Source organism: Hydrogenimonas urashimensis, assembly GCF_016593255.1.
Classification (GTDB): Bacteria; Campylobacterota; Campylobacteria; order Campylobacterales; family Hydrogenimonadaceae; genus Hydrogenimonas; species Hydrogenimonas urashimensis.
The window spans coordinates 1,216,106-1,242,675 of the sequence record NZ_AP023212.1 but is presented as its reverse complement, the minus strand read 5'-3'; the positions used below and the strand labels follow the sequence as shown (position 1 = coordinate 1,242,675).

At 54.1% G+C, this 26,570-nt stretch carries 29 protein-coding genes; 4 read left to right on the top strand and 25 right to left on the bottom strand.

The window, feature by feature from the left end:
* Positions 1-2: 2 nt before the first annotated feature.
* From JMG82_RS06260 to JMG82_RS06220, 9 genes are all read right to left on the bottom strand, one after another.
* A complete protein-coding gene (locus tag JMG82_RS06260; RefSeq protein WP_201351876.1) occupies positions 3-242 on the bottom strand; it encodes a hypothetical protein in 240 nt (79 codons plus the stop codon).
* Positions 229-735, bottom strand: coding sequence for a hypothetical protein (locus JMG82_RS06255; protein ID WP_201351875.1), 507 nt, complete (start codon positions 733-735; stop codon positions 229-231). The genes JMG82_RS06260 and JMG82_RS06255 overlap by 14 nt, the downstream gene beginning before the upstream one ends.
* Entirely contained in the window at positions 707-2,614 is a 1,908-nt protein-coding gene (locus JMG82_RS06250) for a helicase-related protein (protein WP_201351874.1), read from the bottom strand. Before JMG82_RS06250 ends, JMG82_RS06255 begins: the two co-directional genes overlap by 29 nt.
* A 280-nt stretch (positions 2,615-2,894) precedes the next feature.
* Positions 2,895-3,629, bottom strand: coding sequence for a hypothetical protein (locus JMG82_RS06245; protein ID WP_201351873.1), 735 nt, complete (start codon positions 3,627-3,629; stop codon positions 2,895-2,897).
* 66 nt (positions 3,630-3,695) lie between these two features.
* Complete coding sequence (locus JMG82_RS06240) at positions 3,696-4,232, bottom strand: hypothetical protein (RefSeq protein WP_201351872.1); 537 nt, start codon at positions 4,230-4,232, stop codon at positions 3,696-3,698.
* 129 nt (positions 4,233-4,361) lie between these two features.
* Positions 4,362-4,733 (bottom strand): hypothetical protein, encoded by a 372-nt coding sequence (locus JMG82_RS06235; protein ID WP_201351871.1) that lies wholly within the window; start codon positions 4,731-4,733, stop codon positions 4,362-4,364.
* Positions 4,734-4,909: 176 nt separating this feature from the next.
* Positions 4,910-5,098 carry a helix-turn-helix transcriptional regulator gene (locus JMG82_RS06230; RefSeq protein ID WP_201351870.1) on the bottom strand — a complete coding sequence of 63 codons (189 nt, stop codon included), beginning with the start codon at positions 5,096-5,098 and terminating at the stop codon, positions 4,910-4,912.
* A 118-nt stretch (positions 5,099-5,216) separates the two neighbouring features.
* Positions 5,217-6,005, bottom strand: a complete 789-nt coding sequence (locus JMG82_RS06225) for a hypothetical protein (protein ID WP_201351869.1) — start codon at positions 6,003-6,005, stop codon at positions 5,217-5,219.
* Entirely contained in the window at positions 6,002-7,132 is a 1,131-nt protein-coding gene (locus tag JMG82_RS06220; RefSeq protein ID WP_201351868.1) for a tyrosine-type recombinase/integrase, read from the bottom strand. Before JMG82_RS06220 ends, JMG82_RS06225 begins: the two co-directional genes overlap by 4 nt.
* Positions 7,133-7,656: 524 nt before the next feature.
* Here JMG82_RS06220 and JMG82_RS06215 point away from each other — a divergent pair.
* Genes JMG82_RS06215 through JMG82_RS06205 form a run of 3 tightly spaced genes read left to right on the top strand, consistent with a single transcriptional unit; the run spans position 7,657 to position 10,401 of the window.
* Positions 7,657-8,034 (top strand): DUF3302 domain-containing protein, encoded by a 378-nt coding sequence (locus tag JMG82_RS06215; protein ID WP_201351867.1) that lies wholly within the window; start codon positions 7,657-7,659, stop codon positions 8,032-8,034.
* Entirely contained in the window at positions 8,034-8,990 is a 957-nt protein-coding gene (locus JMG82_RS06210) for an HlyD family secretion protein (protein WP_201351866.1), read from the top strand. Before JMG82_RS06215 ends, JMG82_RS06210 begins: the two co-directional genes overlap by 1 nt.
* 13 nt (positions 8,991-9,003) lie before the next feature.
* Positions 9,004-10,401 carry a TolC family protein gene (locus JMG82_RS06205; protein ID WP_201351865.1) on the top strand — a complete coding sequence of 466 codons (1,398 nt, stop codon included), beginning with the start codon at positions 9,004-9,006 and terminating at the stop codon, positions 10,399-10,401.
* A gap of 120 nt (positions 10,402-10,521) precedes the next feature.
* Here JMG82_RS06205 and JMG82_RS06200 read toward each other — a convergent pair whose 3' ends face one another.
* The 13 genes from JMG82_RS06200 to prfB form a co-directional block, all read right to left on the bottom strand.
* The gene (locus JMG82_RS06200) at positions 10,522-11,832 is read right to left on the bottom strand and encodes an NADH-quinone oxidoreductase subunit N (protein ID WP_201351864.1); all 1,311 of its coding nucleotides are present in this window, start codon (positions 11,830-11,832) and stop codon (positions 10,522-10,524) included.
* The gene (locus JMG82_RS06195) at positions 11,829-13,268 is read right to left on the bottom strand and encodes a complex I subunit 4 family protein (protein ID WP_201351863.1); all 1,440 of its coding nucleotides are present in this window, start codon (positions 13,266-13,268) and stop codon (positions 11,829-11,831) included. Before JMG82_RS06195 ends, JMG82_RS06200 begins: the two co-directional genes overlap by 4 nt.
* A complete protein-coding gene (locus JMG82_RS06190; RefSeq protein ID WP_201351862.1) occupies positions 13,265-15,112 on the bottom strand; it encodes an NADH-quinone oxidoreductase subunit 5 family protein in 1,848 nt (615 codons plus the stop codon). Before JMG82_RS06190 ends, JMG82_RS06195 begins: the two co-directional genes overlap by 4 nt.
* Positions 15,109-15,408, bottom strand: a complete 300-nt coding sequence (locus JMG82_RS06185) for an NADH-quinone oxidoreductase subunit NuoK (RefSeq protein ID WP_201351861.1) — start codon at positions 15,406-15,408, stop codon at positions 15,109-15,111. The genes JMG82_RS06190 and JMG82_RS06185 overlap by 4 nt, the downstream gene beginning before the upstream one ends.
* Entirely contained in the window at positions 15,395-15,898 is a 504-nt protein-coding gene (locus JMG82_RS06180; protein WP_201351860.1) for an NADH-quinone oxidoreductase subunit J family protein, read from the bottom strand. The genes JMG82_RS06185 and JMG82_RS06180 overlap by 14 nt, the downstream gene beginning before the upstream one ends.
* A complete protein-coding gene (locus JMG82_RS06175) occupies positions 15,895-16,473 on the bottom strand; it encodes a 4Fe-4S binding protein (RefSeq protein WP_201351859.1) in 579 nt (192 codons plus the stop codon). The genes JMG82_RS06180 and JMG82_RS06175 overlap by 4 nt, the downstream gene beginning before the upstream one ends.
* 1 nt (position 16,474) lies before the next feature.
* The gene (locus JMG82_RS06170) at positions 16,475-17,434 is read right to left on the bottom strand and encodes a complex I subunit 1/NuoH family protein (RefSeq protein WP_236579108.1); all 960 of its coding nucleotides are present in this window, start codon (positions 17,432-17,434) and stop codon (positions 16,475-16,477) included.
* Positions 17,435-17,443: 9 nt separating this feature from the next.
* Complete coding sequence (locus JMG82_RS06165) at positions 17,444-19,087, bottom strand: NADH-quinone oxidoreductase subunit D-related protein (RefSeq protein ID WP_201351858.1); 1,644 nt, start codon at positions 19,085-19,087, stop codon at positions 17,444-17,446.
* On the bottom strand, positions 19,087-19,560 hold the full coding sequence (locus tag JMG82_RS06160) for an NADH-quinone oxidoreductase subunit B (RefSeq protein WP_201351857.1): 474 nt from the start codon (positions 19,558-19,560) through the stop codon (positions 19,087-19,089). Before JMG82_RS06160 ends, JMG82_RS06165 begins: the two co-directional genes overlap by 1 nt.
* The gene (ndhC, locus tag JMG82_RS06155; protein ID WP_201351856.1) at positions 19,557-19,904 is read right to left on the bottom strand and encodes an NADH-quinone oxidoreductase subunit A; all 348 of its coding nucleotides are present in this window, start codon (positions 19,902-19,904) and stop codon (positions 19,557-19,559) included. The genes JMG82_RS06160 and ndhC overlap by 4 nt, the downstream gene beginning before the upstream one ends.
* Before the next feature lie 398 nt (positions 19,905-20,302).
* The gene (locus JMG82_RS06150) at positions 20,303-21,466 is read right to left on the bottom strand and encodes an OmpP1/FadL family transporter (protein ID WP_201351855.1); all 1,164 of its coding nucleotides are present in this window, start codon (positions 21,464-21,466) and stop codon (positions 20,303-20,305) included.
* Between the two features lie 24 nt (positions 21,467-21,490).
* Positions 21,491-21,715, bottom strand: a complete 225-nt coding sequence (locus JMG82_RS06145; RefSeq protein WP_201351854.1) for a dsRNA-binding motif domain-containing protein — start codon at positions 21,713-21,715, stop codon at positions 21,491-21,493.
* A complete protein-coding gene (gene prfB, locus JMG82_RS06140; RefSeq protein ID WP_201351853.1) occupies positions 21,712-22,827 on the bottom strand; it encodes a peptide chain release factor 2 in 1,116 nt (371 codons plus the stop codon). The genes JMG82_RS06145 and prfB overlap by 4 nt, the downstream gene beginning before the upstream one ends.
* Before the next feature lie 61 nt (positions 22,828-22,888).
* On the opposite strand from prfB, the gene panC reads away from it, so the two are divergent.
* Positions 22,889-23,710 carry a pantoate--beta-alanine ligase gene (panC, locus tag JMG82_RS06135; RefSeq protein WP_201351852.1) on the top strand — a complete coding sequence of 274 codons (822 nt, stop codon included), beginning with the start codon at positions 22,889-22,891 and terminating at the stop codon, positions 23,708-23,710.
* 179 nt (positions 23,711-23,889) lie between these two features.
* Here panC and JMG82_RS06130 read toward each other — a convergent pair whose 3' ends face one another.
* The 3 genes from JMG82_RS06130 to flgC are packed head-to-tail and all read right to left on the bottom strand — an operon-like array spanning position 23,890 to position 26,557.
* Positions 23,890-25,722 carry a peptidoglycan D,D-transpeptidase FtsI family protein gene (locus JMG82_RS06130; protein ID WP_236579107.1) on the bottom strand — a complete coding sequence of 611 codons (1,833 nt, stop codon included), beginning with the start codon at positions 25,720-25,722 and terminating at the stop codon, positions 23,890-23,892.
* A gap of 21 nt (positions 25,723-25,743) precedes the next feature.
* Complete coding sequence (gene fliE, locus JMG82_RS06125) at positions 25,744-26,049, bottom strand: flagellar hook-basal body complex protein FliE (protein ID WP_201351851.1); 306 nt, start codon at positions 26,047-26,049, stop codon at positions 25,744-25,746.
* 13 nt (positions 26,050-26,062) lie between these two features.
* Positions 26,063-26,557 (bottom strand): flagellar basal body rod protein FlgC, encoded by a 495-nt coding sequence (gene flgC / locus JMG82_RS06120; protein ID WP_201351850.1) that lies wholly within the window; start codon positions 26,555-26,557, stop codon positions 26,063-26,065.
* Positions 26,558-26,570: the final 13 nt, after the last annotated feature.

Here is a 26,570-nt window from a genome sequence, read left to right as displayed (position 1 = left end):
ATTCATTCAAATTCTTGCATATCATCCGAAAATGATGGGCCCAAAATCGTTTCGGCAATTTCATCGTCGTCACCGTCTCCAAGACATAGCTCCTCTACCTTCTCGAATTTCCTGCTATCGAGCAGGAACTCAGTCAGTATGCGCCCAAGAGAGAGACCGCATGCCGAACTGCATCGGTAAAGTATTTCTACGAATTCACTCGGCAAATAGGGCCGAAAACGAACGTTGTCACTCATGGTCATACTCCTCTCCTTCAGTCTCGTGTTGAATTTTTCCATCGCATTTTCCAAGTAGGCTCCGGCCACCCCTTTCGAACGCCTCCATGATTTTCTCAATCGTGTTCACCCTCTTTATAAAGCCTTCATACCCGCCGCTCTCCCTGTAAGCGACACGGGCCGCCGCTATCTCCAGCATCTCCAGCCACTTAGACACTTCTTGTCCTTCCGTCATCTGTAAAAAGCCATTCATCCATAGGGTGAACGGATCATTGGGCCCTTTGCCGTATTCGGCTATCCTGTCGATGATAAGCTCCCTTACCCCTTCAAAGCCTCCTTTGACGTATGCTTCGGCCAACCCGATCAGTTCGATAAGCATGGTAAAACTTTCAAACCGTTTCATAGTATGAAGCGTGTTGAGGTAGGCTTCGGTGTCGCCCACTTCTCTGAATTGCTTCGTGTTCCATGCCAATAAAAGCAGGGTGATAGGCTCATCGATGGCGTAAAATTTTCGGGTCATGGTTTTCTCCTTTTATGTTTGATGTGGTTTGCTTGGGCAGTGCCGTAACACCCCGCTCCTCCTCGATGAAGGGGATGAACGTGTCGATGGTGTTGCAGTCTTTGCGTTTGGAGTAGAGATTTTTAAGCCGCTTGACCGTCATACGCTCGATGCCCTCCACAGGTGAGCTTTCCAACTGCTGCAACGTCTTTTCGATCACCCACCGCTTCAAGGGCGGCTTCCCTTCCAGCTGCAGCAGCTCGTCAAGCAGGCGGGCCGCTTCAGTGAAACGGTTGGCGTTGTAAAATGCCGCCCGCATCTTCTCAACGCTTTTTGCGCCTATTTCATACTCTCGCGGAAAAATGCGCCACCCGTCGGGCTGCCTTACGATGCTTTCCTCAAATCGCGGCACCGCGTCAGGGTGGTCTTTGACGTAGGCGTTAAGCGTCCGTATCTGTCGCGCCGCCTCGGGCGTGGTGATGAACGCCGCTCCCTTCTTTTCGATCAGCCAAAGGGCGTAACCCGCCACGACGCGCTTTTGCACCGCCGCAACGATGGCAGGGTCGAAGATCGCCCGCAACGCCTCTTCACTGGTCGCCTCGCTTACGACGCTCTCATGCCCGCAATCGCAAAGCAGCAGCAGCTTCCCGTCTTTCGCGCTGTAACGCCCGTCATTCCCCCATATGCGCCCGCACCCCTCGCAGGCGTAGCCTTTGGGCTCGATCGCTTCGTAATGGCCGCATTCGGGACACTGCCAATAGGCGCGGCTTTTGACGACGCGGCGGTAAACTCTGTCGCCGCCGCACTCCTCGCACCGCCGTTTCATGCCGTTCGCGATTTGCCGCTTTCGGCGGGGGCGTATCGGGTCGGTGGGTAACCCCAACTCGTTCACCACCCCCGCGCAATCCAGCAGCACCGCGTCACTTTTGCCCTCACATGGACGCAACACCCGCCCCACCATCTGACGGTAGAGGTTTTGGCTTTTCGTCGCCCTGGCTAAAACGACGGTATCGGTGGGCGGGTGGTCGAATCCCGTGGTGAGCATGTCGGGGTTGGTCAATAGCTTGATGTCGCCCCGCCTGAACGCCTCCATGCGGCGGTCGCGCTCCTCTTTGGATAGCTGGGAGTGCATGGCGTGCGCCTCGATGCCCGCGTCACGATACGCGGCAGCCATCGCTTCGGCGTGGTTGATCGTGATGCAAAAGACGATCGCCTGCTTTCGCTCCTTGATGACCGCTTTCGTCGCCCCCACCACCTGCATGATGCTCTCGATGGTGTTGAATCGCTCCTCAAGGTCGCTTTGGTTGTAATCCCCCGCCGTGGTGCGTATGCCTTCCAAATTGACCTTGACAGGCGCATAAGAGTAAACCGGCACCAGGTAACCGCGCTCGATCATGTAACGGGTATCGTAGGCGTTGAGGTGCAGATCGAAGCCTTTGAGCGGTTTGCCCTCTTTGTCGTAGGGCGTGGCACTCAATCCGATCAGTTTGCCGTCGAAGTCTTCAAGCAGCTTTTTGATCATCTTTCCCGTAAAGCCGTGATGCACCTCGTCGATCAGTATCAAGGACGGCGTAAATCCAAGTTTCCGTCGATGCGCCGTCTGCACCGTCGAAACGAAAACCCCCGCCTTGATGTCATGCTTTTTTTGGCCGTGGATCACTTCGGGACCCAGGTCGGCGAACATGGCGGCCAACTGGTCAAGCAGCATGATCTTCGGCGCGACGATCAACACTTTGCCCCCGCGCTCCACCTCCAGCCGTGCCAACGCTTTGGCCATGACGCTTTTGCCGCTGCCCGTGGGGGCCTCGATTAGCACGTTACCCGACGCGTTGGCCGCCCGCTCGATGATGTCGCGCTGGTAGGGCCTCAGTACGATGCCACCTCTTTTTGTCTCGTTCATTTCACGCGCTCCTTTTGACATTTAGCAAACCCGTATGTATAAATGTGGGTTTTTGACATTTAGCAAACCCGTATGTATAAATGTAGGTGTTTGAAACCGCTCTCAAGCCCTAAATTTCGGGCTTTGACATTTACCAAGTCGTATAATAGCCACCCCCATGGGGTGCGGGCAGTTAGCGGGATGGCGCAACGGTTAGCCAGCTGTGCCAATGGTGTGGTAGGCTGGGCGGGTGGCGTTGATGCGGTGGGCTGCTGGCTGGTAGTGGTAAAATGTAGGCGGATCATTGGCGCACCCCCAGCTTTTGCAGGTCGCGGTAAACGGTGCGTTCATTTACCTTGAGCATGGCGGCCAATAGCTTCGGGTCGGCCGTGCCGTCGTTGATTAGCTGCTGCAGCCGTTCGCGCCTTTCTGCCGCTTTGCTTTTTCGGGTGCGCTGGCTTTGTGCGTTGCCCTTTTTACCCGCCTCCTTGCGTATCTGCTTCAGCGTTTCGGGGTCGGCTTTGTCAAAATCGCCCGCCTCGATGCGCTTCATGGTGACGGCATACACCCAACGGGCTTTTTGCTCCAGCTTTTCGTAATCGTCGATTTTGCCTTTCATGCTTTTGTTGGCAGCCATCATATAGCCCAACACCGTTTCAAAGCAAAATAAGCCCTTTTCGTAAAGCCTTTGGGCATATCGGCTGGCCCACCTCATCAACTGTTTACGATGACGCGGCCAATACCACTCAGGCCATGATCGGTAAAGGCAGTAACGCCTGAAAAAATCGTTGACGCGATAGACGGGGCCGTCGTTGGCGAAAGCTTTCGTTTCAAAGCGCGCGCTACCGTCCGTCAATGTTTCGATGCTCTTTTTGATCAGCCCCACTTGCATGACCTGCTGGTCCGATAGCCGTAAGCCTTCGAATAAATACATCACCCGCACTTTGTGGCCGTCCCGTTCGATGCCAGACGGATCGGGGAAAGTTTGGCGCAACCGCTCGTAATGGTAAGGCGTTGTTGTGAATACGATATACATGATCGCATGGCGCGTTTTTCGCTATAATACGTTTACGCGCTTTTTCCTCAAGTGACGGACGGGCCGCTACCCGTTCGCCGCTTCCTCTTCACCGCTCGACCGTTTCCGACCGATGCCGCCGCCGTTGATGCGTAGCCGTTTGGGCGCCCTTTTGCGTTTTTCCACTTTCAAAGGCGGGTTGGCCTTCAGTAGCGGATACATTACGCGCGCCGCCGTGATGTGACGATCGGCGACATCGGGCAAAGCCTCCTTGATCTTTTCGTCTGACAGGTGCAGCCGGTCGGGATGGACGACCCAATACTTCACCAGCTTTTTGGAGTCGTTCGCCGTCTTTTGGGGCAGGTAGTCCCATATCGTCGCCTGCTGTCCGATCGGCTCCAACGCCGTGCGTTTCTTTCGTAAGTCGAAGGTTTCGTTTTCAAGCAGAAAATAGTTTCGGTAACGGATGCAAGCCTGTACCGCCTTGAACATTTGCCGCGTCAAGGGCCGCCACCCTTGCACCCTGAAATAGTCGTTGATCAGTCGCAGATCGCCTTCGTCTGTGCCGTAGCGCAACGGATCGGAAAGGATGCGGTTGGTAACCCAGGATTTGAGCGTATCCATGCCGCACCTCATCAAAACCGTGCGCCGCAATATCTGCAGCTTAGGATGAAGTAGATCGACGTGATGGCCCGCCCGCATTTGTGGCAGTGTTGCGTCACCGTTTTTTTCAGCTTCAGCATGGGGCGGCCTTTACGCGGTCTTAACCGTTTGGTTCGCTAAATCTTCGGCCACGTCTTTCAGCGCGAAAATTATCCGCGCGTCGTGTTGCGATCCAAGCTTTTTATAATTTGGGATACCGTAGCCCTTCATGATGTAGTTGTTTACCGCTGAACGGCTGCATCCAACGCTTTCGGCATACTCTTTTTTACCGATCATCGGGCCGTATCCGGCCGCTTCGAGCAATTCAGCTGTGATTTGAATTCCTACTTCTCGAAGATCGCAAACATTGTTCGTGATTGGTGCAGTTTTGCAGCAGCTACTGTTCAATGCCGAATCGTCACTTCTGTTTTCAAGCAGGCTGAGCAGCAGTTCATGTGTCTCTTCTTTATTTGAAAATTGCATATTTCCTCCTTTTTTAGGCAATAGCCGGGCCTCCTCTATGAGGCAACTTTTTTCAGATTGTCGATTTGGATTTTTGGGGGATTTCGGGTAGAATTGCAGCAGCTATACGTCAAATCTACCGCTGTCCCGTTGGTCGGCGGTTTCTTACATTTTCGCTTCCTTATTTAAATTTTGCTTCATGCAGATATGACTCTGTTTTTTTCAAGCCATTTATCGATTTCGCGGCGGTCATATCGAATGAATTTGTTCCCGATTTTGGAATAGGGGATTTTCCCCTCCATGCGAAGCTTTGCTTGGGTGGATTGGGCAATTCCAAACTCTTGAGCAAGTTCTTTCGGGTTTAGCCATCTTTTTTGATTTTCCATGTGATTACCTTTAAATTGTGATTGTTTATCAATCGATTGATATGAGAGTATTATCTCAAACATCGAAGAGGAAAGGGCACTCTATGAGTGTCAAATTTCGACAAAATGAGGCAAAAAATTATATGCCGAAATAGTAGAAGGTAACGTTTTTGTAGTGAAGTTTAGCTATTTTCTTTTGGGGTTTATAGCTTTTATCCGCATCCATCAAATTCCGATTTAGATAGTTCGCTAAGTTTTTTGCTTTTGTAGTAGTCTTCATTTTCATCTCTTCTATTGCCAGATGATGAAATTTAAAAAAAGACGATTTCAAAACTATTTCTCTGGTCAATCGATTAGCCCTGTTTTGGCCCCTCTCCTTAATCACTCTATTGATCTCATATGTTAGGTGAGCATCATCGAAATAATCACTCAATTTTTTTGCAGCATCTTCGATTTTTTTGTATTCATTCCGTGCCCCGCCTGCTCTATTTAAATTGAGCTGCTCTTCCATTTCCACTATACGAAGCCAATAACGCGATGTAAGTGTATTTTCAATCACCCCATTGATGAAGTCTTTTTTCTCAATCATATCGCCCCAAGCGGCCCATCCCATGCAGCTTTCTTTTATTACCTCATTCAAAACCTCTATAAAAAAGCGGGACTCTTCATCTTCACCGGGCGACACACTAATCATGTGATGTAGCCTCTCCGCTACATCGGCAGCATCCTCTTGGCTCGCATCATATTTAAGAAGGTTTTGCTTTTCTCGTTCAAGCCGATCCAACAACTCTTTACCATAATAGCTATTCGCGAATTGTGCAGATTCCAGCGAATGGGTAAGCGATGTTATTACGTCAAGATCAAGAAGATTTTTGTTTTCTGCAACCTGCTGAATATAGTTGAGAAGATCATCTTTTGAAACACTCATTCCTCCACCTCCACGTCGATGATCTTCTCCAGTGCCGCTGTTGCATCCTTGCTGCCTTTGAGGTGGTTGATCGTTCGATAGTGTTTGTCTACCGTCGCGCTGTTGACGTGTCCAAGTGCGGCGGATAGTACGGTGCCCGGTACGCCGTTTTCTCCCATTGCTGTAACGGCTATATGCCTGAATAGGTGCATGGTTAGGTTATCCATGCCCGAAGCTTTTTTGATGCGGTTTAGCTGTTTACGCGGACTGTGAAGCTCTTTCCCTGTTACAGGTGACTTGAATATCAGCCCCTTTCTATCCTCCAACGATTCGAGTGCTTCATAGATTGGGTGCCAAAGATCATAATGTTGGTCTTCTCCAATTTTGTTGTATTGGGCTTCTATGGTGTAGTAGTTGTGCTCAAAATGGATGTTTTCCCACCGCAGAGTTCTGATTTCATTCCATCGCCGCCCCTGTATGGCAAAAAGGAATAGTGCCCGATAAAAGGGGTCATTTTTGTATAGCTTCATAACGGTATGATAGAGCAAGGCCAATTTCTCCATACCGTTTGTCACCGTCTTTTTACGCTGTCTTTTGCCGGGTAGCTTGATTGCTGGAACGGTATCGATGGCGCCGTTTTCCTGGGCATAGACTAAAATCGGTTTTAGCACCTGAAACAAGACTTTATGAATGGTACGGGGGCTGCATCCGTTCGCATTCTGTTTACTTCGCCCTGCTTGCTCCATAGAAGCACGTATCCGGTCAATATCGTTGCGAATGATCTTGCCTGTTGGCTTTTTTCCTATAAAAGGCTGAATATAAAGCTCATATTGCCGCTTGCGGTGTGCTGTCCACTCTGTTTGTTCGCAGGCGTTATCAAAGTATTCCTTTGCGATAATGTCGAGCTTTGTGTCTGAGCTGAAGATTTGTGTAACATTTGTCGCTTTTTCATCCCTGAAAGCCTCTGCCGCTCTCCTTGCATTGCGTATGCGGTCTCTTTTAGTCCATTCTTTATCTGAGTAATCGAATGTCTTTGTAAACTCTTGCCCATCTATTTTGCAACGGTATCGAAACCGTTTGAAGTCGGGTGTAGCCTTTAGCCCTCTTATACCTTCAATCTTTTCAGAATATTGGTTTTTGTTTGCCATAATCCACTTTCATAAAGTGGGTCCCACTTTAAAGTCCCACTTGTGATGGAATCATTATAGCATTAAAAGGTATCAAAATAGAGGATAAAGAAGAGAAAAACACCTAATAAAGGGCAATTAATAGCTTAAGAAACGTTAGATTAGAGGTTTGCGGTACCAGCGGTCGCACGTTCGAATCGTGCCGGGCGCGCCATCTTCAACCCTCTAGCTTAACTGATTTTTCGATACCATTTACTCTTTGACACGACATTCCATTGCCAGAATCGTATAAACCACTCTTCCCCCTCTGCTTGAGCCGTTTTTAAAAAATTCCTGCCAAGAAACCGAGGGCTTTTCCGTTTTTTCCGAATATGTCTCGAATCTCTGTTTTGGGTAGTCTTGGTTACCGAAACAGAATTTCAGCGAATATAATACAAAGCCCATGGTATTTAAGGGGCATGTCTATAAATTTTTGATAGCATCTATTAACCGATGTTGCACATTGCATCCGATTTTTGAATGGAATGCTATTAAAAAGGAGTACCATGCATATCGAGCCGAGAATACTCGATTTTGTCGCATTGGGAATCTTCGTCGTCGTGGCGATTTTTCTGGTCTATCTTGTCATCTACATCCACGACATACCCTACGAAATCGCCAAAAAGCGCAACCATCCCCACAGGGAGGCGATTCATGCGGCAGGCTGGGTGAGCCTTTTTCTGATGCACACCATCTGGCCCTTTCTGTGGATCTGGGCCTATCTCTACAACCCCAAAGAGGGATGGGGTGTGGAGAAGGTGGCGGTGGAGCCCTCCGAAGAGTTCCGTGAACAGCTCAAAAAACTGGAAGCGTTGGAAAAAAAGGTCGAAACCCTTCAGGCGAAGCTGGATAGACGCGAAAGCGGCAAAGGGGAGGTGGCCTGATGGAAACCTTGATGCTGCTTACCTACGCCGCACTCTGCTGGGCGATTTTCAAAATCTTCAAAATTCCTGTGAACAAATGGTCGTTGACCACCGCGGTTCTTGGCGGCGTATTGCTGATCGGACACCTTTTGATGGGGATGGCCTACTTCCATCCCGCTTCCAAAAAGGCGCGTATCTTCTACGTCACGACCCAGATCGTCTCCAATGTCCGAGGCAAGGTCATTGAGGTGCCGGTCAAACCCAACGTTCCGATCAAAAAAGGCGAGGTACTTTTTAAAATCGACCCGACCCCTTACCAGGCGAAGGTGGACGAGATCAAAGCGCTGCTGACATTCGCCCAGAAGCGCCTGCAGGATGTGATCAAGCTGCGCAAACGGGCCGGCGGATCGAAATTCGAAATCGAAGAGTATAAAAAACAGGTAGCCCAGTACAAAGCGCAGCTTGCCAACGCCATGTTCGACCTCGAAAGCTGCACCGTGCGGGCACCCTCCGACGGGTATGTGACCCATGTGCGGGTGCGACCCGGCCAGATGGCGGTCCCTTTTCCCTTTCAGCCCATGATGAGCTTCGTCAACGCCGACACGGCCACGCTGGTTGCCGGATTCCCCCAGGAGCCTTCCAGCAATATCCACGTTGGAGATCCCGCCGAAGCGGTCTTTACCGCCTATCCGGGTATGACGTTTCAGGGACACGTCTCCAAAGTCCTGCCGGTCATGGCAGAAGGAGAGTTGAAACCGGGCCAGGATATGGTCTCCTTTACCCGTCAGCTTCCTCCGGGCCTGGTGCCCGCAATCATCACGCTGGACAAAAACATCAGCGAGCTTGGACTTCCTATGGGAATCGATGCTGAAGTGGCGGTTTACGGTGCCAAAGAGGGGTACTGGTCCCATGTCGCCATCGTGCGTAAGATTCTGTTGCGCATGATCACCTGGTCGCACTTCTTGCGATTCCATTGATGAAGGGATTGGGATGAAAAATGTCAAAACCATAGCCTCTTCCGCAGCAGCGGTGCTGGTATTGGGAGGATGCGCCCACAATGTGGCAAGTCTGTCCGAGGCGACGAAACCATTGGAGGGTGCCGTCAAAACCTCCGAGCGTTTCGTCTCTCCCGCGGAGACGGGAAAAGTTTCCAATGAGTGGGTCGCCACCTTCAACGACCCGATACTGACCGACCTCGTAAAAGAGGCCCAGGCCCACAATCCCGACCTCACCGTCGCCGCGGCGAGGGTCGAACGGGCAGCCGCTCTGATGCGACTGAGTGAAAGTGGCATCTACCCGAGAGTGGATATCAAAGGAAGCTTTACCGACCGAGACGGCAGGAAGAAGGATAGGGCCTTCTTCGGGCCAGCCGTCAGTTGGGAGCCCGACATCTGGGGCAGGGTAGCCAACCTGACCGCCTCCGACGCAGAGACGATGCGGGCCATGGCCGCCGACTACGCCTGGGCGCGCCAGTCTCTGGCGGCCGATACCGCACGCATCTGGTTCCGTCTCAATGCCGACCGTCTTCTCAAAGCCTTCATGGACGAGGTGGTCGGTATTCAGGAGAAGGCCCTGAAAGTAGCAAAAGAGCGTGAATCGATCGGTGCGGGTACCCAGCGGGATGTCCATATGGTCGCCGCCATGACCGAAGAGTCGAGGGAGATGCGCCAGTCCTTCACTTCAAAAGAGAAACTGGATGCTCACGCCCTGGCGATTCTGGTGGGACGCTATCCCGACGAATCGATCACTCCCAAAAAGCTGGTGCCGGTTCCCGCCCCCGTGCCATCCGGCATTCCCGCCGATCTACTCAATCGCAGGCCGGACCTGATTGCAGCCCGCTATCGTGTCGCCGCCGCCTTTCACAACGAAAAGGCGATGGAATTGCTCAAACTTCCCTCGTTTCGATTCAGTTTCCAGGCCGGGTACGACCATGTGGAAGATACGATCGCCAAACTGGTCGGATCTTTGTTCATGCCGGTCATCGACAATGGCCGCATCGACGCGCGAATCGCCGCGGCGACGGCCGAACAGAAAGCGGCTATCGCCCAGTATCGTGCCACGGTGCTTCGGGCCTATCGGGAAACGGAAGATGCGCTGACCAAAGAGAAGGGTTTCGCCATCCGGTACGACTATCTGAGCAAAATGGAAAAAGAGTACAAAAAAGCCTACGAAATGACGATGGAGAGTTACCAAATCGGTGAGGGGACCATCATCGACGTGCTGATCGCCCAGGGCAAGTGGATCGACGCGAAGGTCCAGCGGGTTCAGATGCACCTCTACCGCCTTGCCAACCGGGTCAACCTCCATCTGGCACTGGGAGGCAGTTTCGACGCCAAGCCGGCGTGGAACACCGGCTACAGTGCGGAGAAAACGTCGGAGAAAAAGTGATCTCTTTTGATTCGAAGCGCCTGTGATGGCGCTCGCTTCTCTTCGCTACCGCCAATTGCGATACTGTGAACGGATTGGAGGCAGCGGGTCCTGTCGGCATCGCGGTTTTTTTCGAAGCATTCAGCCGGCGGCGTTGAAGACGACGCCCGCGAAGATGCCGAAAAAGAGCGTACCTGCCAGCAGCAGCGACTGCGCAGCCACCACACTCCCTTTTTCCGAAACGAGCGCTTTTTTCTCCTTCGTTTCGTGGAACCAGAGATACCTGACCACCCAGATGTAGTAGCCTACGGAGAGCGCGGAATTAAGAAGTGCGATCAGCACTGCCCACCAGAGCCCCGCATCGACGCCGGCGTAGAAGAGAACCGCTTTGCCCATGAAACCCGCAAGCAGTGGAATGCCGGCAAGTGAAAAGAGCTGCACCGTGAAAAAGAGAGCCATGAGCGGGTGGGTGGTACCGAAACCGGCGATCTCTTCGAGAGTCTCTTTCCCCTCTTTGCGCCACCTATCAAGAACCAGAAAGACGCCGCTTTGCATGAAGAGATAGGCGACGACCATGTAGAGCAGGCCGGTTTTGGCCAGAGCGCTTTGCACTGCCGCAAATCCCAGAAGCATATACCCGGCATGGGCCACGGAGGACCAGGCGAGGATTTTCGCGACCCTTTTTTGAAAGAGCGCCATGAAATTGCCCACCGTCATCGTAAGAAGCGCCAAAGTAACAAGAAGCGGCACCGAAAGGGAGACCATCTCTTTAAGTGCCGGTGCGAACATCAAGAACGCCGCCAGGGCCGCCGCGGTCTTCGCGGCGCCCGCCAGCAGCGCGGCATGGTCCGAGCGTACCAGTGCGTAGGTGTCCGCCGCCCAGGCATGCATCGGCACGATGGTGAGTTTGTAGAAGAGGCCCAAAAGCATGATGACGATGCCCGCCGTGCCGTAATAGTTCGGCGTTGTAGTGAGCGGCTCCAGAAGCCGGCCCCCGGACAACGTATAGAAAAAGGCCCCCAACATCAGTATGCCGGTCGCCACGGCGCCGGCGACGAATATCTTCACGGCGCCTTCGGCCTGCTCGGGTGTGCGGATATGGCTCGTGAGCACGACCGATACGAGGCTCACCGCTTCGAAAGCGATAAGAAAAGCAAGAAGCGACCGGCTCTGAAGCAGTGCCACGGCGGCGGCTCCGAGGAAAAGGGTCTGCGTGACGGTCAGGGCCTCTTCGGTATGGAGGATGACGGCGGCAAGAACGATCAGCAAGACAAGGGTAAAAAGCGTTCCGGCCGCGGAGGGTGCGAAACCGGCCAGGCCGACCGCCTTCGATGAGAAGAGCAGGGCTATCAGCGTCACGAGCAGGGCGGAGGGTTTGAGCATTTTCTCCGTCCGCCACAGCAGCGGCGAGAGTATCGCCGATGTCAAAAGAATCGAAAAAGCGCTGATCACAGGGCACCTCCCGTGGCGTGCAGTGCGTCGAAGGCACCGTTGATGATGCTAAAGAGCTGGGATGGAAAGAGTCCGAACCACAGAATCAGCACCGAAAATATCACCAAAGCCGCGAACTCGACCCGGTTCATGGAGAAATCGTTCGTTTCGACAGCCCGTGATATCTCCCCGTAGATGACCCGTCGGAATGTCCAGATGATATAGCCCGCCCCGACCATGGAGGCGATGGCGACGACAGCCATCCAGAGGCCGAACCGATGGATGGAGGCGATGAGAATCGAAAGTTCTCCAATGAACCCGGCGGTTCCGGGCAAACCCAGCGCCGCCAGGCCCGCGAGCACGAAAACGGCGGAGAGCCAGGGGGCTTTTTGCATCAGCCCGCCCATGTCGCCCATCTGCCAGCTTCCCGTCCGGTGGTGGAGAAAACCGGCGATAAGAAAGAGGGGAGAGATGATGAGGGCGTGGCCGATCATTTCAAAGAGCGCGGCACTCAGTCCGCCGAAACCCAAAGTGGCGATGGCCACCGTCACAAGCCCCATGTGGGAGATGGAGCTGTAAGCCACCATCTTTTTCAGATGGGTTTCGTAGATGGCCATGAATCCCGCGTAAAAGAGTGTGATGAGCCCGAGCGTCAGTACGACCCATGCATGGCGATGGGCCTGTTCGGGCATCATCAGCATCGCCATGCGAATCATCGCGTAGGCCCCCATTTTGAGCAACACGCCCGCCAGCAGGACCGAAACCGGAGCGGGTGCCTGGACGTGGGCGTCCGGCAGCCATGTATGAAAGGGAAAAATCGGCATTTTGACGGCGAAACCTATGAAAAGAAGCCACCATACGAGTGCCGGCGTAAGAAGCATCGACTCCTTGAGCTGCGTCATATCGAACACGCCGCTTTGGGCATAGATGAGAAAGAAGGCCAGCAAAATCAGCATCGAAGCGAAATGGGTGTAGAGGAAGAACTTCACGGCGGCGTAGATACGACGCTCGGCGCCCCAGATGCCTACCAGAAAAACCATCGGCACCAACGTAAGCTCCCAGAAGATGAAGAACCAGAGCAGGCTGGTCGTGGCGAAAACACCGACGATGGGGCCGCTAAAGAGTATCAAAAGTGCGAAATAGGGCCCCGGCCGGTCGATCGTCCAGCTCGAAAGCCCCACCAGAAGCAGAAGCGTCGCCGTCAGAAGCAGCATGATGGCCGAGAGTGTATCGACCTGCAATGTCAGGGCGAATTTGAAGGCGGGCACGTTCAGGAATTCTCCGAGCGAAAGATAGCCCCCGTGCGGGACGTGCCGAAGCAGCCAAAGCGCGTAGGCCAGCAACAGGGTAAAAAGCGCCAGGGCGACGTAGCGGACCCATGCGCCATCTTTTCGGCCCATCCAACCGACAAGGGCAGCGAGGAGTATCGGACCGAAGATGAAGATCAGGGCGCTCATACCGCACCTCCCATCCATAGTGCGATAAGAAGCAGCAGCAGTCCCAGGGCCATCGCTCCGGCGTTTTCACCGCTTCTTTTGGGCTGGAAACGGGCGAAAAGGGTGGTGGTTTTCTTTGAGAAAGGAAGGGTGGCGTCGATGGCGCCATCCACAAGCCTGCGGTCGCTCCAGTTGACGGCGCGGGCGAAACTCTGCACGATGAAGCTGCGGGTGAACCAGAGGATCAGATATTCGATGAAATAGCCGTTGAAGAGCACTTTGTGGATCGTCTGCATCAACGGCTGGGCCGCGATCTTTTCGACGAGGTCGAGCCGCCTGGCGTAATAGAACCAGACCAGCCAGGCCAGCAGGGCGATTGTGATCAGCATAAATGGAAGCAATCCCGCCACGTGAGGAGCGGTCAACCCCTTTTCGCTGACCATTTCGGCGATCGGCTCCTGGTAAAAGCCCATGAGCAGTGTCGCGGCCGCCATGATCCCCAGGGGCAGAACGATCCACAATTTCGATGGGGGTTTGACCGATTGATTGAGCTTTTTATCGCGTGGCTTGCCGGCGAAGATGAGAACCCAGAGGCGTCCGCCGTAAGCCATCGAAAGCAGCCCCGCGACGGTGACAAGAAGCGCCAACAATCCCGTTGTCTGGGGATTGGCGATGGCATGGGCGATGACGGCGTCTTTGGAGTGGAAACCACTAAAAGGCGGAATACCCGCTAAAGAGAGAACCCCCATCCCCATGAAAAGAGCCGTATAGGTCAGTTTTTTCCCCAACCCGCCCAGGCGCCAGAGGTCTTTGACGTGATGGGCCGCCAGCATGATGGCACCGGCACTGAGAAAGAGCAGCGCCTTGAAGACGGCGTGGTTGACCAGGTGGGTCATGCCTGCCGCCAGCGAACCGGCGCCGAGGCCGACGAAGGCGATGGAGAGGTGGGACATGGTGGAGTAGGCCAGCACCTTTTTCATTTCACGCTGCACCAGGGCGCTCGTGGCACCGATGAAGGCGCTGAGTGCACCGATGGAAGCGACGACGGCCAGCGCTTCCGCGGCCATGTAGAAATCGAAAAGACGTGCGACGATATAGATACCGCTATTAACCATCGTGGCCCCGTGTATCAGTGCCGAAACGGTGGTCGGCCCCTCCATCGCGCGCATCAGCCAGGGAAAGAGGGGAAACTGCCCCGACTTGCCGATGGCGGCGATGAAGATGAAGACCGCCATGACGAAGATGAAGTCTCTATCAAGCGTGCCCGATGCGGCCAGTTCGTTCAACCGGACCATGTCGAGGGTGCCTGCGACATAGTAGAGCGACCCGATGGCGGCGAAGAGAAAGATATCCCCGAAGCGGGTGAAGAGAAAGGCGCTTACCCCCGCGTCGGCGGGCTCTTTTTTCTGGTGCCAGAAGGAGATGAGAAGATAGCTCGCAAGTCCCATGAACTCCCACCCGACAAAGAGCGGAACCAGCTCTTTGGCGCTTACGAGCAGGATCATGCCGCCGATGAAGAAGAGGACCTTGGCGTAGTAGCGGGGCTGGTGGGGATCTTCTCCCATGTAGTCGTGGGCGAAATGGATATCCAAAAATCCCAGCCCGGTGGCGATCAGCAGCATGACGAGGGAGAGTTTGTCGATGTAGATGCCAAAAGGTATGGCGAAATCGCCGAAGCGGTACCACTCCAGCGGGATGTCGATGGGCTGTCGGTACTCCATCAGCAGCAGAAGGCTCACCCCAAACAGGATGGCCCCCGTGATTTCGGCCACCCAGAAGGCAAGTGGGGTCTTGAAGCGTCCCAGAAGATAGGCCGCGACGGCGCCGGCGAACGGTAGAATCAGTAGGATGAGAGGAAGGTTCATGCTCTCTCCTCGTTGCCCAGATCGTCGGGGCGGATCGCCCGGGTGATGCGGTGCGTGGCGCCGAAAATCAGTAGGCCCGCCGCCGCTTCCAGTGTCGCCAGGACGATGATGAGGTAGGCCAGTTCGATATTTTCGCTCAGACCAAGATGCCGCGCGGAGAGTGCCAGCATCAAAATCACTGCATTGACCATCATTTCGAGCGAAAAGAAGATGCGCAGAAAATCGCGCCTCGAACCGACGCCATACACCCCAAGGCCAAACAGTGCGAAGGCGAACACCATCTCAATCCCGAACATCGGCGGCTCCTTTCTGCGGGTGCGAAGCGGGTTTGCTTCTTAGAACGTCGACCATTTTGACGGTGCCGTATAACAGTGCCGCCGCGATCAGGGCGAAGAGTATGACCGTATCGACGTACCCTGTGAGGAAGAGGCCGGGATCTTCCGTCACCGATGAGCGCGTTTTTTCGAGTGTATGGCTTCCTTTTAGAAAAAATAGGCTCATGGCGACGAAAAGCCCGAAAGCGGTGACGGCGGTCCAGGGGCGCGGGGGCGTTTCGGGAAATTCGACGCCGATGATCGTGATGCCAAAGAGCATGAGCACGACGATGCCGCCCGTATAGACGAAAATCTGGAAAAGTCCCAGCAGCGTCGCGTCCAGCGAGATATAGAAGAGTCCGAGGGTCAGCATCATCAGGGCGAAACTGATCATCGCCGGGACGGTTTTTCTGATAAAAAGCGATGCCACGGCCAGAATCAAAGCGATAGTCAACAAAAATAGCGCACTCATTGATCGTCTCCTTCGGGAAGGGGTGCGGAGGAGAGGTCGAGGGAGGGAGAAGGCCCATTGGCGGCCTCCGTTTTTCCCGCGGCGGCCGCTTTGGCCTGGGCCTCTTTTTTCTTCTGTTTCAGCTCTTTGGCGACACGGGCCGCCTCTTCCGCTTCGAGGCGGCTTTTGATGTAGGATTCGGGAATCTCCACATGGACCCAGAAATCCTCCTGGCTCTCATGCCATCCTCCGGTGAGCATGTCGTAGCGGCCGCCGGAGAGTTTGATCGATTTCTCGGGCTTCGTGGGGCAGACATCTTCACAAAGGCCGCAGAAGATGCAGACGGAGAGGTTGACCTCCGGCACGATATTTCGTTTTTTGAAAGGAAGTTTCTTCATCGTGATGGCGTGTACCGGACAGATTTTGTTACAGGCGTCGCACCCGATGCAGGTTTCGTAGTCGATGCGGTGCTGCCCCCGGTAGCGGCCGGGGTGGTGGGCCGCTTCAAAACGGTAGTCATGCCCGTAGGCGGGGCTTTTGACGCTCAGCGCTTTGGAGACCCGGATCACTTTTTTTATAAAATCGGTCAAAAACATTTCAGGCCCCCTGACTGAAAAAGAAGGTTTTAGCAAAGAGTACCCATGCCAGATCGAGCAGACTCAGCGGGACCAGCCAGCGCCAGGAAAAGGCGAGCATCTGCTTCAGCGTCACGCGGGGAGTCGCGGCACGGATGGTGATCATGACGACCGCGACCATGAGCATTTTGAGAAAAAACCAGATATACCCGTCGAAAAAGATTCCTTTGTACCCTCCCAGATAGAGCGCTCCCACACCGGCGAAAACCGCCATGAACTCCACGAATTTGGAGAGGTTGAGCAGAAAGTAGTTGGTGCCGCTGTATTCTGTCAGAAATCCGTAGACGATCTCCTGTTCCGCATCGGGAATGTTGAAAGGCGGCTGCTCCAAAAGCCCCAGCAGGGCGATGAAATAGAGGGCCAAAGCCGGTAAAAGAATGATGAAAGTGAGCAGGTTGCTTTTTTCCACGATCTGCGCAAGATCGAGTGTGCCCAGCAGAAGCGCGGGCGCGAGGGCCGAGAGGAAGAAGGCGGTTTCGAAGGAGATCGCCTGGGTCAGGACCCGTATGCCTCCGAGAAAGGAGTATTTGTTTTCCGAACCGAAACCTGTCAGGAAAAGAAGAAACGGCTCAATGCCGATGAGAACGACGAGTATCAGCAGGCTGTAATGGCTTTTAAGCGCCGCTCCCGCGGGTGTCCACGGCACGTAGGCGTTGGGAAGCAGCGCGATGATGAGTGCCAGAAGGGGCATCAGAGAAAAGAGATGAGGGTTGACGCCCCTGGGGGTGATCGACTCTTTGGTCCAGAGTTTCGTCAGATCGAAAAGGGTCTGGTAGCTGCCGTGGGGACCGTTGAAATAGGGACCGACACGTTTGTGCAGGGGCGCCATGAATTTCCGGAAGAACCAGAAGAGGCCGACAGTCCATACCAGGGCGTAGAGCAAACCCGGAAAAACTAAGGCATCGATCAATGTCTGTATCATCTTCAATCCTTATCGGTCCAGGTCGCCCTGGCAGATGTAGAGGCTTCCGAACACCAGCGGGATGTCCGAAAGCGTTTTGCCCCGAAGGAGGCGGTCGAGAACCATCGTGTGGTTGACGCTGGGAGCGCGCATTTTGAGGCGATAGGGAGATTTCGCCTTCTCGCGTGTCACCAGGTGCATCAGAACCTCTCCCCGTGCCCATTCGACACGGCTGATGGCCTCCCCCGCGGGCAGTTTTTTCGGCACTTTGACCATATGGTCTCTGGCGGGGTCGAATTCTTTGGAGGCGACCCCCTCCTCGATTCTTCGTTTGGCCTGGCGCAGAATGTCGACGGACTGTTTCAGTTCGTCGAAGAGCACCTGGAAACGGTCCGCCGCCGTGCCGCCCTCCTGGGTGCGGTAGCCCATGTCGACCTGGTCATAAGCGGCGTAGGGTTCGCACATCCGAATGTCGGTTTTCACGCCGCTGGCCCTGGCGACGGGGCCGCTGAGCCCCCACTCGATCGCTTCGTCCTTGCCGATTTTGCCTATTTGGGTAGCCCGTTTGCGCATCGTGGGGTTTTTCGCGAAGACGTTTTCGATATCCCCGATCGTCGCGTCGAATTTATCCAGTGCCCTTTGGAGCTCATCCATCAGCTTCATATCGAGCGGGTAGCGCACTCCGCCGGGTTCGATCGCCGCCGTCGCGATCCGGGCGCCGCTGTAGGATTCCAGAACATCGAGAAAAAACTCCCGAACGTCCAGATTCCACAGCATCATCGTATGCAGGCCCATCGTGTTGAAAAAGTTTCCCATGCCCATCATGTGGGAGGAGATTCTGGCGCACTCGCCCAAAAGTACCCGCATCCATTTGGCGAACTCGGTGATTTCGGTACCGGCGATCTCTTCGACGGCCATGCAGTAGCCCGTCATCGAATTGATGTTGTCCATGAAGCAAAGACGCTCCACCGCCACGATGGCTCCGACGAAATCTTTCCGGGTCACCAGATCTTCCAGCGCCCGCCAGACGTATCCGATCTCCGGATCGACGGCGACGATATCCTCTCCGTCGCATCGCACTTTCAGACGGATCGGACCGCTGGCGGGGTGGGTCGGTCCCCAGTTGAGGATTACTTCCGATCCCTCCGGGTCGAGCTCGATTTCGTTGGTTTGCTGCTGCGACTTGAAATCGCGGACGATCGTTTTGATGTGCTCCATCTGCTCCTTTTCGTGGGCTTCCCAGTCGAAATCGCTCCGAAACGGAAATTTGCCGTAATAATCCTGGCTGATAATGATGGGCCTTAGGTCGGGATGGTTGCGAAACTTCACCCCGAACATCGAGAAAGCTTCCCGCTCGTGCCATTCGGCGGAGGGCATCACCGGGGTGACGGAGTCGATGACGCACGATTCCAGATCTCTGGGGATGTCGCATTTGACCCAGCAGTTGCGCCGTCCTTCCAGGTCTTCGAAGAAGTAGTTCATCTCCATGATGCCCTCTTCGGGAAAATCGGTGGGACTGACGGTGCTCAATGTCCGCAATCCCTCCGATTTGAGAGAGGCGGCGAGAGCGACGATATCTTTGGCGTCCGTGAGTTTGGTTTTGATCCAGGTGGGTTTGTACTCTTCGACGTACTCGGTCGAAAAGGTTTTCAGCCTCTCTTTGATACGCTCCATCAGAACTCCATCTCTTTCCAGATGCCACCCTGGCTGGCGGCACTGGGCTCTTTGGCTTTGATTTTGCGTTTGATCTCTTCGAGCCCCTCGATGATCGCTTCCGGTTTGGGTGGGCATCCCGCGACGAAGACATCGGCGGGAAGAATCTCCGTGGGATTTTTGATGACGGAGAGCGAATCGTTGTAGGGACCGCCGTCGTAGCTGCACGCACCCAGGGCCATCACATATTTGGGTTCGGGCATCTGGGCGTAGGTGCGAAGAAGGGCAGGGAGAATCTTTTTGCTTACCAGGCCCGTGATCATCAAAACGTCGGCCTGGCGAGGGGTTGGCGTGGACATATAGCCGTAACGCTCCCAATCGTACCGGGGGCCCATGGCCGCAGCCATTTCAAGCGAGCAGCAGCCGGTGCAGAAATGGGCCATCCATAGGCTTTCACTCCGGGCGTAGTCGAAAAAATCGAGTATCTTTATCATCGCGACAGGCCTTTGTCGTGGATTTGAAGTTCCCGCATGGCCAGGGTGATCGCACCCCCCATCAGCAGGGCGAAGAGCCCGGCAACAAGAGCGCTGTGCCCCTTCAGATCGAAGACGAAAAGGGTGAAAAAGAGCCCGGTCATGTCCGCTGCAATGAACATGATGGCATAGACGAAAAACCCGTAGTTCGCCCGTTTGGGCTGATCGCTGCTTGCAGGAAGTCCGCACTCGAAGTGGTCGTTTTTGACGCTATCTGGTTTGTAGGGGGCGATGGCCACACCGATGAAATAGAGAAGAAATACGGCGAACGTCACTCCCGCAGTATAGACAAGGAAAGATTCCATTCAAAACCTTCAGGAAAGATGAGAAAAAAATGTAAAAAAGACACACTCTTTTCTACAGGACGTCTATAAACAGGTTGTTTTGCAGTGTTACAAGTAACTGCTTTTGTGTATTGTATTCTTTTATTTATAAAAAAACGATAGAAAATGTTGTAAATAAACAAAAAAGATAATATCGGGTGTCTCTAAAAACCCATGCTCAGCCATGATTTTTCGAGCTTTTTACCCCATTTTCAGTATTTTTTCCTGTCATGATGGTTACCCGCTGGCTTTCATGGCAGCTTTTGACAATTCATCGCGCCGTAGAAGTTTGGATCGTTTTCCACGCTGAATCGGAGTGTCAGATATCCTTTTGCGGACTGCCTCTTACGAAGGCACTGGAACCTTCTTTCCAACCACTTTCAATATTTATAGTTATACTGTACGGTAAAGCTGAATTCGCTATGTCTGACGGCGATATTCTGTTTCAAAACGATGGGTGCTTCAACCATTGTTTGCGGCGCGTAGACGAAGGCGAGATCCATGGAGGAGATGTCGCTGATCGTATAGCTCACACCGGTCGTGTAGTGGTCTTCGGCGGTGGCGGGGAAGCCCAGAAGATTCAGCATATTGAGCAGCCCGCCATTGCTGAACCCGCCCGGTGAGAGTTCGATGGGGCTTTTTGCATGGTTGTAACCGAGGCGCAGTGCCCATTCCGTGGTAGCGTATTCGTATCCTATGGCGAAGACATCCTGGTCTTTCCAGTTGAAATCCTCGTACCCTTCCACCGATCCCCAGCCGATGCGTTTGTAGTCGATGGCGACGGAGTGGTGTGTGGCCCAGTTGTAGTCGATGCCGACGCCCATCTCTTCAGGCTGGGTGAGTCTGTCATCCAGTGCACCGAGGGTGGCATCCGAAAGAACGCCTTTGTACTTCATCTCCACGGGGGATTTGTAGACGGCTCCCACGATGAGGCCGTTGCCGAAGTCGTAGGTGAAGCCGGCGGACCAACCGAAACCGAAATCATTCGCCGCATCCGGGTCGATTTTTATGCCGCCCAGATGGTAGGAGATATCCAAAGAACCGTATTCGACGATGGGGGCGGCGCCAAAGCTCCAGTTTCCCATCCGGTAGGCGACGGGAAGGGCGATCTGCATCAGCATCAATTGGGTCTGCATGTTAAAGAGTGCGGGATTGCCTTCGAAATCGGTGCCCAGGCCCGCCGTCCCCCACATGCCCAGGCCCACATACCAATGATCGCCCATCGGTTTCGAGACGGAAGCGAAAGGGATGACGTAAAAATCGCTATCGCTGGGGTCGTAATCGTCCATAATCGAGGTTTTGGTTTCGATGTCGGGATAGAAAAACGTCGCACCTACGCTCATCTCTCTTGAAGGGGTCGTGGCAATGAGGGCGGGGTTGACCAGAGTCGATTCCGACTTGTGGCCGTAGGCGATACCGGCACCGCCCATTCCACGGGTTTTGGCCCCGACACCTATGAGCAGATCACCGTTGGTCGCCAGCAACGGCGTGACGAAAAATGCAAGAAGTGTCGTCTGAACGATCGGTCGGCGTGAATGCCTCATGGTGTATCCTTTTTCCGGATGGGTTTATACCCCTCTTTTCGCCGCTTCCATCAGGCGCCGCATCGCCTCTTCCTGCTCCTTTTGCTTGCGCATCGCTTCCCGTCTGGCGACCGCTTCGTTGGAGGGAGTGGCAGGGTCGGCGAAGACCGCTTTGCCGTAGAGGGTGCAGCCTTTCATGCCCGGCTCGCAGGGACGGCCCAGAAGGTCGCACGTGTTGCCTATCTGGTGGGAGCATGTCCATCCACTCATTTTTTCTCTCCGCTCTCTTTCTCCGCTTCGGCCACCAGTACGCCTTCGATCAGCTTGTCGATATCACCGTCGAGAATGGCGTCGACGTTGCTGAAAGCCTGGCCGCTGCGGGTGTCCTTGACCTGCTGGTAGGGGGCCAGCACGTAGCTTCGAATCTGGTGGCCCCAGCCGATGTCGCTCTTTTCCACACCCTCGGCTTCGGCTCTTTTCTTCTCCAGTTCCAGCTCGTAGAGGCGCGATTTGAGCATCTTCATGGCCGTCGCTTTGTTTTTGTGTTGTGAACGGTCGTTCTGGCACTGGACCACGATGCCGGTGGGGATGTGGGTGATGCGGATGGCGCTCTCTGTTTTGTTGACGTGCTGACCGCCTGCTCCGGAGGCGCGGTAGGTGTCGATGCGCAGGTCTTTGTCCTCAATCTCGATGTCGATATCGTCGTCGATTTCGGGAGAGACCATGACCGATGCGAAGGAGGTGTGGCGCCTGGCGTTGGAGTCGTAGGGGCTGATGCGCACGAGACGATGGATGCCGTTTTCGACCTTCAGGTAGCCATAGGCGTTTTCACCCTTGATAATAAAACTCACATCCTTGATGCCCGCCTCTTCGCCGGGCTGGTAGTCGAGGGTTTCGACCTTGAAGCCGTGACGCTCCGCCCAGCGCAGGTACATCCGATACAGGATGCTCGCCCAGTCTTGGCTTTCGGTGCCGCCCGCACCCGGATGGATGGAAACGATGGCGTTGTTGGCGTCGTGGGGCCCGCTGAGCATCACTTCGATTTCGACCTTGTTGACCCTCTCCTCGATCTCAGGCGCTTCGGCGAAAAGGGTTTCGAGAGTCTCGTCGTCCTTTTCTTCGGTCGCCATCTCGAAAAGTTCCATCGCGTCGGTCACGGCGCTTTCGGCCTCTTCGTAACGTTTCAGAAGGCGCTCGAGACGGTTCTTCTCTTTCTGTATCTCGCCCGCTCTTTTTGCATCGCTCCAGAAGTCCTCTTCCATCTCCATTTTGGAGATCTCTTCGAGACGTTTTTTGATCTCTTCGGGTTTGACGATGTTTTTGATATTTTCAATTTTGGTCTGAAGTTTTTTCATCAATTCGGAAAATTCGTAACTGTCCATATCCTGTCCTTGCTATAATAAATATCCGATTTTGTTCGCAATTATACCCAAAAGGTTTTCTGTGCAAATTATCAAAAATATTGAAGAAATACAAGCGGTCAGGAAAAAGATGAGAGGAAGTGTCGGCTTCGTTCCCACGATGGGTGCCTTGCATCAGGGCCATCTTACGCTGATACGAAAGGCACGGGAGGAAAACGACCATGTCGTCGTATCGATTTTTGTCAACCCGACCCAGTTTCTTCCCGGCGAGGACCTGGACGAATACCCCAGGCGCGAAGAGGCGGACAGGAAAATCTGCGAGCTGGCGGGTGTCGACATTCTTTTCATGCCGGCAACCGATGCGATGTACCACAGGGACGAAGTGACGCTCAAAGCCCCTCCCTATCTGGGATACATACTGGAAGGGCACCGCCGTCCCGGCCATTTCGACGGTGTGGTACAGATCGTCATGAAACTCTTCGGTTTGATGCAGCCGACCCGTGCCTATTTCGGCCGAAAAGACGCCCAGCAGCTTCGGATTCTAAAGAAGATGGCGGAAGACCTTTTTCTGCCTGTCGAAATCGTCCCGGTCGATACGGTAAGAGAGGATGACGGCCTGGCGCTGAGCAGCCGCAATGTCTACCTGAATCCCGAGGAGAGGGAACGGGCACTCTCGATATCGAAATCGCTCAAACGGGCTTCCCGTCTCGTCATGGCGGGCGAAACCGACGCCGAAGCGATCAAACTGGCGATGCGGGAGATTATGCGGGGTATCGATGTCGAATATATCGCCGTCGTCGACCGCGACTTCATGCCCCTTGAAAAAGTGGAGATCAAAAACACGCTCATTCTGGTAGCGGCGAAAGTCGGGAAAACCCGACTGATCGACAATATCTGGCTCTGATCGTCCGACTTGTCATTTTCCGGAAAAATTTGTGGCGAAAATGCCCTGTTGAAAAAGGGTCGAATCTTCTATACTTTTCATTGGGAGTGGCCGAATGACACACCCGACCCAGCTTGCCTGGCCACTCCCCCTCTTTTTTGACAATCGGTTTTTCCCCCGCGGTTTTTTCTTATTTGGTGTCAATGGTGCTTTGTCGCTTTCGCATAGATCCCCAAAGAGGGGTCGGGAACCAATTTCCCCTGTTCGATCATCAATTCGACAACCTCTTTGAACACGGGAACGGCGGACATGGCGGCGAAGTAATGGTAGGGCTTTTTCGCCTGGCGGACAAGGACGCCGATGGTGTAGCGGTGGGTCTTGTCGTTGGCGAACCCGATGAAGGTGCTGTTGTAGTGTTTGGCGTAGCCGCGCCGTTTTTTGGCGGCGATATGGGCGGTGCCCGTTTTGCCTCCCACCTCTATACCGGGAATCTGGGCTTTGGTACCGGTCCCTTTTTTGACAACTTTTTCGAGAATTTTCTGCATTTTATAGGCGGTGGCCGGCGGTATGACCTGCCGCTCCTCTTCGTTTCTGGGAACCGGATAGTGTTTGCCCATCGGATCGACGATGTCGGCGACGATTTTCGGTTCCACGAGCCGGCCGCGGTTGTTGAAGACATTGTAGGCGCGGACCAGTTGCAGGAGCGTGGCACGCATCCCGTAACCGTACGCGACGGTCGCCTTGTAGATCTCGCTCTCCATCTGGGTGACGTGGGGCATGATGCCGGTATGCTCATAGGGAAGGTCGATGCCGGTCTTCTGGGTGAAACCGAAATCTTTCAGACCCTCGGTGAAATCGACGCCATCAAGACGCTGTGCCAGCTGTGCGATGCCGATGTTGGAAGAGTAGACGATGATGTTTTCGGCGCTCATCCACGCCTCTTTGTGCTCATCTGTGATGATTTTTCTGCCCAGTTTGAACCGTCCGTTGTAGGTGCGTACCACTTCCATCGGATTGACTTTGTGCTCTCTGAGCAGCAGGGCGAAGGTGATCGGCTTCATGACCGAGCCGGGTTCGTAGGTGTATTCCGCGGCGGCCACATTGAGTGACGGGTAGTCTCTTTTTCGGATATTGTCCGGGTCGTACCGGTTGGAAGTGGCGATGGAGAGAATTTTTCCCGTTTTGGCTTCCATGACGCAGGCGATGATCTCGCTGGCTTCATGCTCTTTTTTCGCTCTGTCAAGCAGCGCTTCCAGGGCCTTCTGGAGCCCTACGGAGATATTCAGACGGATCGTCATGCCGTCGACGGCTGGCCGCACGAAGCTGTCGGCGTTGAGAATGATCGTGTTGCCGATATCGCGCTCCCCCTTGATTAGACCGTTCTGGATGGGGCGAAGCTCCTCTTCGTAATACTTTTCGAGCCCTTTGACGCCGACAGGACGGGTGAAGCCATCCTCTTCGCGTTTGCGCATGAATCCCATGACGGGTGTCAGAATGTCTTTGTAGGCGAAGATGCGCGATTCACCGCTTTCGGTGATGCTCAAACCGTACTTTATGATGCGGCCGCTGCTGGTGCGGTAGGGGATGAAAACTTTGAGCAGTCGAAGCTTGCGGGCCAGTTCTTTGAGATATTTCGCCCTATTCGCGTCGATCGAATAGGAGAGAACCACATTGCCTTTTTTTTTCAACCTTTTGGAGATCACTTTGGCGGGGATGCCGCTGTAGATACTGAAGAGATTGACGAAGAGCTCTTGCTTGTCGGGATCGATATTGTTGGTATTGACCATCGCCTTGTAGAGTTTCTGACTGAAAGCGAGTTTGAATCCCTCTTCGCTGACGATGCTTCCCCGCAGCGCCCGATTCGTTTCGCTGATGACCAGTTTCGGGATATGCCGGTTGCCCACGGCCGTATGCAGAATCGAGCCGATGAAGACCAGAATACCCATCAGCAGAAAGAGAAGAAGCAGCAGCAGCTTGGTCTTTTTGCCAATACGCTTGTCAAGCTCGCTGGATGTGGAGAAAATCGGCGACACGTCGTGGTGTTCGTTCTGAAATCAGATCTGGGTTCTGAGGATCTCTTTGTACGCGTTGATCGCCTTGTTGCGTACTTCGAGCATCATTTTCATACTGAGTTCCGCCTTGTCGATGGCAATGGCCGCCTGATGGAGATCTTTGACCTGTCCTGTCGCGATATCGCTCATCGCTTTCTGCCCATCCTGCTGCAGGGCGTTGACTTCATCCAGTGTCTCTTTTAGAACGTCTCCGAAATCTTTTCCCCCGGGTTTGACACCGCCTTTGTTTTTGCCCTTGAGAAGTTCGCTGGTGGAGAGCTGGCTGACACCCTGTACGTTCTTGTCCATTGTCCTCTCTTTCCTACGCTCTTAAGATATCGATGGCGCTGGTGGCCATCGCCTTGACACTCTGAAACGCCGCCACATTGGCCTGGTAGGCGCGCGTCGCTTCTATAAGATCGGCCATTTCGATCACCGGGTTGATGTTGGGGTAGGCGACATACCCTTGTGCATTCGCATCGGGATGGGAGGGGTCGTACTTCATTCTCGGTTCACTGTCGTCCCGCACCACCTTGTCGACGAGAACGCCCATTACCGGCGGATTCGCCGTTTCACCGGCCATCCCCTCATCCAGCGGATCGGAGTAGGGGAGAAAGCCGGTGTTTTCATCTATTTTACTCTGTAAAACTTTATCGAAATTGAAAGCTTTGAAAACCACTTCCCGCCGCCGGTAAGGGCCGCCTTCGTCGGTGCGCGTGGTATTGGCGTTGGCGATGTTGGAGCTGATGACATTGACGCGGAAGCGCTGGGCGGAGAGGCCGTAGCCGTTGATGTCGAAGCTGTTTAGAAATGCCACTGAAAACTCCTTC